The following is a 2,214-nucleotide window of genomic DNA, read 5'->3' on the forward strand; positions in this document are numbered from 1 at the left end:
CTCCGGATCCGTCGCGCGCGGTGTCGAGGAGTCGCAGCAGTGCGTCCTGCTCCGCGTCACGGCCGTGCAGCGCCGGTGACCGGGTGACGGGGGAGGGGGAGGGCATGTCCCAGTGTTACGCGCGTATGTCGCGCCTGGAAAGGGCCGGTGCGGGGGTCTCCGCCGGCCCGCGCCGGTGCCCCGGCACCTTCCGCGGGAAAGACCGGTGATTTCACCGATGCGCGCCGGGGAAACGGGCCGGAGGCGGCAACCGGGCCGGAGGGAGGGGGTCTCCGGCCCGGTTCAGGGGGTGCTCACCAGCCCGGGACGATCATCTTTCTGGCCTGCCCGGGGTCGTCCGCGCCCAGGGCGAACCGGGCGTTGTCGCGGCACTGCGCCAGGGAGTGCGCAGCGAGGCTCTCCCGCACCGCGGGAACGCTGGGCGCCGACATCGACAGGCTGGTGACGCCCAGCCCGACCAGGACCGTCGCCAGGAGCGGGTCCGCCGCCGCCTCGCCGCACACGCCGACGGGCTTGCCCACCGCCTGCCCGGCCGCGGCGCAGTCGGCGATCAGCTGGAGCAGCGCCGCCTGCCAGGGGTCGAGCAGGTCGGCGAGATCTCCGTGCTGCCGGTCGGAGGCGAAGGTGTACTGGCTCAGGTCGTTGGTGCCGATGCTCAGGAAGTCGAGCTCCTTCAGCAGGCGTTCGGCACGCAGCGCGGCGGCGGGGACCTCCACCATCGCCCCGACGCGGGCGATTCCGCGGGCGCGGGCCCGCCCGGCGAAGTCGGCCGCCTCGCCCACCGTCGTCACCATGGGCGCCATCACCCACGGCTCGGCTCCGCTCTGGCGCGCGGCCTCGGCGATGGCGTCGAGCTGGGTGTCGAGCACCTCGGGCCTGACCCGGGACACCCGCAGCCCCCGCACGCCCAGCGCCGGGTTGGTCTCTTCGGCCAGCCCGAGGAACGGCAGCGGCTTGTCGGTGCCCGCGTCGAGGGTGCGGACCACGACGTGCCCGCCGGGCGCGGCGCGGAAGACCGCGGCGTAGGCGGCCACCTGCTCCTCGTAGCCCGGCTCCTCACGCCGGTCCAGGAAGAGGAACTCCGTACGGAACAGTCCCACTCCCTCGGCGTCCACCCCCTGCGGTGCGAGGTCGGCCGCGGAGCCGATGTTGAGCAGCAGCTTGACCGGGTGGTCGTCGGAGGTACGGCCGGGGCCCCGGCTCGTGCTCGCCCGGCGGCGTTCGGCCTCCGCCAGGCGCTGGATCTCGGTGGCGGCCTCCTCGCCGATGCCGACCTCCACCTCGCCTCGCAGACCGTCGACGGACACCCACGTCCCCTCGCCGACCTCGCTCATCTCCCGGCAGGCGACCACGGCGGGCAGGCCGCGGGCGCGGGCCAGGATGGCGGTGTGGCTGGTCGGGCCGCCCTTTGAGGTGACGAGGGCGAGGACGGTGTCGGGGTCCAGGTTCACCGTGTCGGCGGGGGAGAGATCCTCGGCGACCAGGACGAAGGGATGACCGGGGGTGGGCACCCCGGGGACGGGTAGGCCGAGCACCGTCGCGACGGCCCGGTTGCGGACGTCGTCGAGGTCGGCGGCTCGCTCGGCGATGTAACCGCCCGCCGCCAGCAGTGCGCGCCGGTGGTGGGCGCATGCCTCGTCGATGGCGTGCGCGGCGTCCTTGCCCGACCTGACGGCGGCCTCTACGGACTCGTGCAGACCGGGGTCGTCGGCGATGAAGGACTGCGCCTCCAGGATCGCCCGCGCGTCGGCGTCGGGCGCCTTCTCCGCCCGCTCCGCCAGTTCGGTGGCGGTGGCTCGCAGTGCGTCCAGCGCCCGGCCGAGTTCGGCGTCGGCGTCGGCGACCGGCGTGGGGGCCGGCAGCTCCGGCGGGGCCGCCATCCGGCAGACTCGTCCGGCGGCCCGCCCTGGGCTCACGCCCAGGCCCTTGAGCGTCTCAGCCATGCGGTGTCTCTTCGGCGTCGAGGTCGCGGGCGAGCAGGTCGGCGAGGGAGGCGAGGGCCTCGTCGGCTCCCGGTCCCTCCGCGTCCAGGGTGACCTCCGTGCCGTGCGTCGCGCCCAGCGCCAGTACGGCGAGCATGCTGTTGGCGGGTACGGGTTTGCCTTCCCCGACACGGATGCCAAGAAGGCTTGATGTTATGGGCAGGAAGTACGAAATGTCTATGGATGGGCACCCTGTCTCGATCACTACAATTTCGACACATATCGAGCTAGA

The 2,214-nt window shown here is 73.6% G+C and carries 2 protein-coding genes; both read right to left on the reverse strand.

The window, feature by feature from the left end; all coding sequences use genetic code 11:
- Nucleotides 1-293 precede the first annotated feature (293 nt).
- Complete coding sequence (gene ptsP, locus ABZ260_RS50240; protein WP_355632831.1) at nucleotides 294-1,943, reverse strand: phosphoenolpyruvate--protein phosphotransferase; 1,650 nt, start codon at nucleotides 1,941-1,943, stop codon at nucleotides 294-296.
- A complete protein-coding gene (locus ABZ260_RS50245; RefSeq protein ID WP_355632833.1) occupies nucleotides 1,936-2,187 on the reverse strand; it encodes an HPr family phosphocarrier protein in 252 nt (83 codons plus the stop codon). Before ABZ260_RS50245 ends, ptsP begins: the two co-directional genes overlap by 8 nt.
- Between the last annotated feature and the right edge of the window lie 27 nt (nucleotides 2,188-2,214).

Source organism: Streptosporangium sp. NPDC006013 (genome assembly GCF_040614275.1).
Classification (GTDB): domain Bacteria; phylum Actinomycetota; class Actinomycetes; order Streptosporangiales; family Streptosporangiaceae; genus Streptosporangium.

What these genes read in the sequence shown, in the direction of transcription:
- ptsP (WP_355632831.1), bottom strand. Translation starts at nt 1,943, where the DNA reads ATGGCTGAGACGCTCAAGGGCCTGGGCGTGAGCCCAGGGCGGGCCGCC.